This is a genomic window from Rhizobium sp. 21-4511-3d (assembly GCF_053522545.1).
Map to the genome: position 1 here is coordinate 1073741 of NZ_JBNWCF010000001.1, position 6957 is coordinate 1080697.

General features: G+C 63.3%; 8 protein-coding genes. 4 read left to right on the forward strand and 4 right to left on the reverse strand.

Annotated features, from left to right (window positions below):
• Positions 1–19: 19 nt before the first annotated feature.
• Together queA and tgt are read left to right on the forward strand one after the other, a co-directional pair.
• The gene (gene queA, locus ACQZ5H_RS05815) at positions 20–1105 is read left to right on the forward strand and encodes a tRNA preQ1(34) S-adenosylmethionine ribosyltransferase-isomerase QueA (protein WP_130278330.1); all 1086 of its coding nucleotides are present in this window, start codon (positions 20–22) and stop codon (positions 1103–1105) included.
• Positions 1102–2232 (forward strand): tRNA guanosine(34) transglycosylase Tgt, encoded by a 1131-nt coding sequence (gene tgt, locus ACQZ5H_RS05820; RefSeq protein ID WP_449096990.1) that lies wholly within the window; start codon positions 1102–1104, stop codon positions 2230–2232. The genes queA and tgt overlap by 4 nt, the downstream gene beginning before the upstream one ends.
• A 2-nt stretch (positions 2233–2234) precedes the next feature.
• Here tgt and ACQZ5H_RS05825 read toward each other — a convergent pair whose 3' ends face one another.
• The 4 genes from ACQZ5H_RS05825 to ACQZ5H_RS05840 all read right to left on the reverse strand — a co-directional run bounded on the left by ACQZ5H_RS05825 (position 2235) and on the right by ACQZ5H_RS05840 (position 4883).
• The gene (locus tag ACQZ5H_RS05825) at positions 2235–2663 is read right to left on the reverse strand and encodes a DUF4864 domain-containing protein (RefSeq protein WP_112711903.1); all 429 of its coding nucleotides are present in this window, start codon (positions 2661–2663) and stop codon (positions 2235–2237) included.
• An 83-nt stretch (positions 2664–2746) separates the two neighbouring features.
• Positions 2747–4012 carry a beta-ketoacyl-ACP synthase II gene (fabF, locus tag ACQZ5H_RS05830; protein WP_449096991.1) on the reverse strand — a complete coding sequence of 422 codons (1266 nt, stop codon included), beginning with the start codon at positions 4010–4012 and terminating at the stop codon, positions 2747–2749.
• 13 nt (positions 4013–4025) lie between these two features.
• A complete protein-coding gene (locus ACQZ5H_RS05835) occupies positions 4026–4529 on the reverse strand; it encodes a winged helix-turn-helix transcriptional regulator (RefSeq protein ID WP_449096992.1) in 504 nt (167 codons plus the stop codon).
• A 45-nt stretch (positions 4530–4574) separates the two neighbouring features.
• On the reverse strand, positions 4575–4883 hold the full coding sequence (locus tag ACQZ5H_RS05840) for a hypothetical protein (protein WP_449096993.1): 309 nt from the start codon (positions 4881–4883) through the stop codon (positions 4575–4577).
• 223 nt (positions 4884–5106) lie between these two features.
• Between ACQZ5H_RS05840 and panC the strand changes: the two genes are divergently transcribed.
• Together panC and panB are read left to right on the forward strand one after the other, a co-directional pair.
• Entirely contained in the window at positions 5107–5982 is an 876-nt protein-coding gene (gene panC / locus ACQZ5H_RS05845; RefSeq protein ID WP_449096994.1) for a pantoate--beta-alanine ligase, read from the forward strand.
• Entirely contained in the window at positions 5979–6800 is an 822-nt protein-coding gene (gene panB / locus ACQZ5H_RS05850) for a 3-methyl-2-oxobutanoate hydroxymethyltransferase (RefSeq protein WP_449096995.1), read from the forward strand. Before panC ends, panB begins: the two co-directional genes overlap by 4 nt.
• Positions 6801–6957: the final 157 nt, after the last annotated feature.

The following is a 6957-nucleotide window of genomic DNA, read 5'->3' on the forward strand; positions in this document are numbered from 1 at the left end:
TTTGCCTGAAAGTACCCCGATGCGCGTAGACCTTTTCGATTTCGACCTGCCGGATGAGCGGATTGCCCTGAGGCCCGCCGAGCCGCGCGACAGCGCGCGCCTGCTGGTCGTCGATGCGTCCGCCGGCGAGGTGCTGAGCGACCATATTGTTCGCGATCTCCCGAATTTCCTGAAGCCCGGCGATGCGCTGGTTTTCAACGACACCAAGGTCATTCCCGCGCAGCTCGAGGGCATCCGCCATCGCGAAGGGGCAGGCGGCCAGCAGGTTTCGGCGACGCTGCACATGCGTGTCGGCGCCAACCGCTGGAAGGCCTTTGCCAAGCCCGGCAAGCGCATCAAGGAAGGCGATCGCATCGCCTTCGGCCATAGCGGCGAAAGCTGCTCTCTCGGCCAGCTCGATTGCACCGTCGTCGAGAAGGGCGATGCCGGCGAGGTAACACTCGCATTCGATCTCTCCGGTCCGGCTCTCGACGAAGCGATCGCGTCGGTCGGCCATATCCCGCTGCCGCCCTATATCGCTGCCAAACGCCCGGAAGACGAGCGCGACCGCGCCGACTACCAGACGATCTATGCCCGCGAAGAGGGCGCTGTCGCCGCACCGACGGCCGGCCTGCATTTCACGCCGGAGCTCTTCGCCGCTCTCGACAAGGCCGGCATCGAACGCCATTTCGTGACGCTGCATGTCGGCGCCGGAACCTTCCTGCCGGTGAAGGCCGATGATACCGACGATCACAAGATGCATCTCGAAAGCGGTTATGTGACCGAGGAGATTGCCGCCAAGCTCAACGCCGTCCGGGCGAGGGGCGGGCGCATCGTCTGCGTCGGAACCACGTCGCTGCGGTTGATCGAGAGTGCGGCGGCCGACAGCGGCGAAATCCTGCCCTGGGCCGGTGCCACCGGCATCTTCATCACGCCGGGCTACCGCTTCAAGGCGGTCGATATGCTGATGACCAATTTCCACCTGCCGCGTTCGACGCTGTTCATGCTGGTCTCCGCTTTTGCCGGTTTCGAGACCATGCACGCGGCTTACGAACACGCCATTTCGACAGGCTACCGCTTCTATTCCTACGGCGATTCGAGCCTTCTTTTCCGGAACGACAGATGACCGAGAACTTCCAGTTCACCCTCAAGAAGACCGATGGCGGCGCCCGCCTTGGTGAAATCTCCATGCCGCGCGGCACGATCCGCACGCCCGCCTTCATGCCCGTCGGTACCGTCGGCACCGTCAAGGCGATGTATCTCGACCAGGTGCGTGAAACCGGCGCCGATATCATTCTCGGCAATACCTATCACCTGATGCTGCGCCCTGGCGCCGAGCGCGTCGCCCGCCTCGGCGGCCTGCACAAGCTGATCCGCTGGGAACACCCGATCCTGACGGATTCAGGCGGTTTCCAGGTCATGTCGCTTTCCGGTCTGCGCAAGCTCGACGAGCAGGGCGTGACCTTCAAGTCGCATGTCGACGGCAGCCTGCATCATATGTCGCCGGAGCGCTCGATCGAGATCCAGGGCCTGCTCGGTTCCGATATCCAGATGCAGCTCGACGAATGCGTGGCGCTTCCCGCCGTACCGCGCGAGATCGAGCGTGCCATGGAGCTCTCGCTGCGCTGGGCGGAGCGCTGCAAGGTTGCCTTCGGCAACCAGCCGGGCAAGGCGATGTTCGGCATCGTCCAGGGCGGCGACCAGCCGAACCTGCGTATCCGCTCTGCCGAAGCGCTGGCCCAGCTCGACCTCAAGGGCTATGCCGTCGGTGGCCTCGCCGTCGGCGAGCCGCAAGACGTCATGCTGCGCATGCTGGACACGACGCTTCCCGTTCTGCCGACCGAAAAGCCGCGCTATCTGATGGGCGTCGGCACACCTGATGACATGCTGAAATCGGTCGCCCGCGGCATCGACATGTTCGACTGCGTGATGCCGACCCGCTCCGGCCGTCATGGTCTGGCCTTCACCCGCCGCGGCAAGGTCAATATCCGCAATGCCCGCCACGCCGAGGACATGCGCCCGCTCGACGACCAGTCGAACTGCCCGGCAACCCGCGATTACTCCCGCGCCTACCTGCACCATCTGGTGCGCGCCAACGAGGCGCTCGGCGGCATGCTGCTTTCCTGGCATAACCTGAACTACTATCAGGAACTGATGCAGGGCATCCGCAAGGCGATCGCCGAAGACCGCTTCGCCGATTTCATGGCCGAGACGATGGACGAATGGGCGAGGGGCGATCTCGATCCCGTTTGAGATCAGATACCCTTGCTGTCGGTGTTCGGAACGATCTGGACACCATTGATCTTGTATTGCCCGTCAGGCTGGCGCGCCATCTGATAGATGGCCGTCCAGTCCTTGCCGTCGCGGCCAGAAATCAGCACTTCCTGATAGATCATCGCGCCGTCATCGACCGACTTGCTGCGGCCGAAGGCGTAATTGCCGGGATGATAGACCGGCTCATAGCTCTTCTTCACCATCGCGAAGAACACGTTCTTGTCCGGAAACAACGCCTTGATGCCAGGCGCGGCATAGGAATAGGCCGTATCCGGATCATCCTTCAGGAAGGCACTGATCTGCCGCTCGATAACTTGCTGCGTCGTCTCCAGCGGATCTTCCGCTCGCGCAGGCAGAGATGCGGTGATGAATGCGGCACACAGGACGAGAATTGCGGATAGAGCACGCATGCGGGAGCCTCCAGCCATATAGACAGGAGTGTAGGGCATCTGCGGGGATTTGAAAGTGGCGGGCTCAGCGCCCGCCATCGCGTTTAATGCCAGCGGCGGAAGAGGGCGCTCGCATTGACGCCGCCAAAGCCGAAGCCGTTGCTGATCGCGTATTCCATCTCGACCTTGCGTGCCGTCTTGCCGACGATATCGAGGCCTTCTGCCACCGGATCGGCTTCCTCGAGATTGCGCGTCGGCGGGACGATCTGATCGCGCAGCGCCAGGATCGTGAAGATCGCCTCCAGCCCGCCTGCCGCACCGAGCAGATGGCCGGTCGCCGATTTCGTCGAGCTGATGGCGATCTCGCCATTGCGGCCGAAGACCGTTGCGATCGCCGCCATCTCGCCGCGGTCGCCGACCGGGGTGGAGGTCGCGTGAGCGTTGAGATGCTTGATCTCGGAGGGAGCGATCTTCGCCTGACGGATGGCGGCTTCCATCGCCCGGCGCGCGCCATCGCCATCCTCTGGTCCGGCGGTCATGTGATAGGCGTCAGCCGCCGTGCCATAGCCGACGAGTTCGGCGAGCGGTGTCGCACCACGCGCCAGCGCATGCTCAAGCGTCTCAATGACGAGAATGCCCGCGCCTTCGCCCATGACGAAACCGTCACGCTGGGTGTCGAACGGCCGCGAAGCAAGTTCCGGTGTCTCGTTGAACCCCGTCGACAGCGCCCGAGCGGCCGCAAAGCCGCCGAGGCTCACGCGGTCGATACAGGCTTCCGCGCCGCCGCAGATTGCCACATCGGCCTCGCCGGAGCGGATTAGCCGCGCCGCGTCGCCGATTGCCTGAACGCTGGCGGCACAGGCCGTGACCGGCGCACCGAGCGGCCCCTTGAAGCCGTATTTGATGCTGACCTGACCGGCTGCCAGATTGACGAGGAAGGAGGGGACGATAAAGGGCGACAGACGCCGCGGCCCGCGTGTCTCGACGGTCCGGACAGCATCGGTGATCGCAGGAAAGCCGCCGACGCCCGAGGCGATGATCGTTGCCGTGCGCTCCCGCGAAGCGGCATCTTCCGGCATCCATCCAGCCTGACGGACGGCCTCATCGGCAGCCCCCATCGCGAAATGGATGAAGCGGTCCATCTTCTTCTGGTCTTTCGGCACGATATAGCGGTCGGGATCGAATCCGCCTTCGGCATCCTCGGCAATGTCAGGCACGACGCCGCCGACCTTGGCCGGAAGATCGCCGACGACATCCTCTCCCAGCACGCGCAGCCCCGAGCCGCCCGCAAGCAGGCGCTTCCAGGCAGTCTCGACGCCTGTTCCAAGCGGTGAGACGAGGCCCATGCCGGTAACGACGATCCGATCCATATTCTTGTCCTTTCTAGGCATCAAAGCCCAGATACCAGGCCTTCATCCGCGCAATGCGCTCATGCGCCGCCTCATCGGCCGCAGGGCCGGGCAGCAGGCAGGTATTCCGGGGGGTAAGTTCTTCGCCGTTCCGGGCATCGACCAGCTTGGCATCAAGCTCTTCGCCGGATGCATTGCCGAGAAGATAGGCAAGATCTTCCTGCGGGGCGTGGCGTCCGCCCCATGTCGACAGCGCCATCAGCACCGGGAAGAAATCCTGTCCCTTCGCCGTCAGCACATATTCGTAGCGGGCAGGGCGCTCGCTATAGAGCCGCTTCTCGAAAATGCCTTCCTCGATCAGATGGGCGAGGCGCCGTGTCAGGATGTTCGGCGCGATGCCGAGGCTCTTCTGGAAGTCGTCGAAGCGCGTCAGCCCCTGAAAGGCGTCGCGCAGGATCATGATGCTCCAGGAATCGCCGACGCTGTTCAGCGCGCGGGCGGCAGGGCATGGAAAGATGGCGAAGCTGGTCCGTTGCATGAAGCAAGTCACTATCGTAGTCACTTGCTTTTAGCAAGTAACTCTTCAGCGCGCGTCGGAACTGAAGACCCGGGCGAGAATGACGCCCATCACCAGCATGCCCGCAGCAACGAAGATCGTATCTCCGGGCGTGCCGATATAGAGCGGCCCGATATTGGCGAAGAGCAGGAAGGCGATGAGGAAATTCAGCCAGCCCCAGATGACGTTGACCTCGGGCGAGCTCAGTTTGCTGCCGCTCATCCTCACGAAAGGCGTCCTGAAAGCGCGGCCGCTGACGCCGTTGACGAAATGCGGAATGCCGTTGGTCAGAAACGCGGCGGCGATGAAATGAACGATATAGGCAATCCAGGGCAAGGGAACCTCCAGCTGAAACAGGATCCCCTGTGAGATTGGCATCATCAGCGGGAAGGCAAGGGCAGGCGCTGCCCTCCAGCACAGTTCGGCCTCCCGAAATTTGCTCCCATTATCAGCAGATTAGCATATAATCGTTTATATCCTGGACGAAGGCCCGTACGAGGATTGACCTTCCGGCCCGATTGCAATTTCTATGCGCGCGAGGTGGAGTGACGGGTGGATAATGCGAGTTTTCTCTGACATCGGCGAACTGCGCGCAGCGCTCGAGGCTTTGCGCCGGCAATCGCGCACCATCGGCCTGGTTCCGACCATGGGCTATCTGCATGCCGGCCATATGGAGCTGGTATCGCGGGCGAGGGTGGAGAACGACATCGTCGTCGCCTCGATCTTCGTCAATCCGCTGCAGTTCGGTGCCAACGAGGACCTCAGCAAATATCCCCGCGATCTCGACCGCGACACGGCCATGCTCCGCCAGGGCGGCGTCAACATCCTGTTCGCGCCCGGTGTCGCCGACATGTATCCGAAGCCGATGATGACGGTTGTCGATGTGCCCGAGATCGGCCGTGAGCTCGAAGGCGCAGTCAGGCCCGGGCATTTCGCTGGCGTCGCCACCGTCGTCTGCAAGCTCTTCAATATCGTCCAGCCGCAGCGCGCCTATTTCGGCGAGAAGGATTATCAGCAGGTCGTCGTCATCAGGCGTATGGTCGATGATCTCGCGCTGCCGGTGCGCATCGTACCCGTGCCGACAGTGCGTGATCACGACGGCCTGGCGCTGTCGTCGCGCAATGTCTATCTGAGCGCCGGCGAGCGCAAGGCAGCAGTCATCGTGCCGCAGACGCTCGCCGAGGCTGAGCGGCTGGTCGCGGCCGGCCTGACCGATCCCGCCGAGCTCGAACATCTGCTGAAAGCATTCCTTGGCCGGGAGCCGCTCGCCAATCCCGAAGTCGTCGCCGTTCGCGACGCCGCGACGCTGAAACCGGTCGAGGTCATCAGCGATCCCGTTGTCGTCGCGCTCTTCGTCAGGATCGGCACGACGCGGCTGCTGGATAACAGGGTTATCGGCGGGCAGGGCGTGGCAAGGATAGGAGCGGTGCGATGAGTGCATCCGGAACAAGCAAGCGCCTGACCCCATCCCGCATCACCGCCATGAAGGGCGGCACGCCGATCGTCTGCCTGACGGCCTATACGACGCCGATGGCGCGTCTCCTCGACGCCCATTGCGATCTTCTTCTTGTTGGAGATTCGCTCGGCATGGTGCTTTACGGCATGGAGACCACGACGGGCGTGACGCTCGACATGATGATCGCCCACGGCAAGGCGGTGATGCGCGGCGTCGAGAAGGCCTGCGTCGTCGTCGACATGCCATTCGGCACCTACCAGGAATCAAAGGAAGTGGCCTTCCGCAACGCCGTCCGCATCCTGCAGGAAACCGGCTGCGACGCCGTCAAGCTCGAGGGCGGCGAGGAGATGGTGGAGACGATCGCGTTCCTGACGGCGCGCGGCATCCCGGTTCTCGGCCATATCGGCCTGATGCCGCAGCTCGTCCATACCGCCGGCGGCTACCGCTCGGTCGGGCACACGGAACACGAGACGTCGAAGATCCGCCGCGACGCCCACGCGATCGGCGGCTCCGGCGCTTTTGCCGTCGTCGTCGAAGGCACCGTCGAGCCGCTGGCCCGCGAAGTGACATCGGCCATCCATATCCCGACAATCGGCATCGGCGCGTCCTCGGCCTGCGACGGCCAGATCCTCGTCTCCGACGACATGCTCGGTATCTTCAACGATTTCACGCCACGCTTCGTCAAACGCTACGACGAACTCGGCAAGCGCGCTGGTGCTGCCGCAGAGGAATATGCGAGGGACGTCCGCTCACGAGCGTTTCCGGCGGTGGAGCACACGTTCAAGCGCAGGACGTGACGGCAGCCAATCCGGGGAAGCGGGCGGCTTTATCAGGCCGTCGGAGACGCCTATCCAATGTGGCGGGAGAGTTGGAATGTCCGGCGGTTTGCAAGGTAGAAATGTCCGCGTGGTCATCACACGGCACAACGGTCAGCCCCGATCTGAGCGGCTGATC

Bases quoted from the DNA above. Each gene is read 5' to 3' on its own strand.
- queA (WP_130278330.1), top strand. From the start codon at position 20: ATGCGCGTAGACCTTTTCGATTTCGACCTGCCGGATGAGCGGATTGCC.
- tgt (WP_449096990.1), top strand. From the start codon at position 1,102: ATGACCGAGAACTTCCAGTTCACCCTCAAGAAGACCGATGGCGGCGCC.
- ACQZ5H_RS05825 (WP_112711903.1), bottom strand. From the start codon at position 2,663: ATGCGTGCTCTATCCGCAATTCTCGTCCTGTGTGCCGCATTCATCACC.
- fabF (WP_449096991.1), bottom strand. From the start codon at position 4,012: ATGGATCGGATCGTCGTTACCGGCATGGGCCTCGTCTCACCGCTTGGA.
- ACQZ5H_RS05835 (WP_449096992.1), bottom strand. From the start codon at position 4,529: ATGCAACGGACCAGCTTCGCCATCTTTCCATGCCCTGCCGCCCGCGCG.
- panC (WP_449096994.1), top strand. From the start codon at position 5,107: ATGCGAGTTTTCTCTGACATCGGCGAACTGCGCGCAGCGCTCGAGGCT.
- panB (WP_449096995.1), top strand. From the start codon at position 5,979: ATGAGTGCATCCGGAACAAGCAAGCGCCTGACCCCATCCCGCATCACC.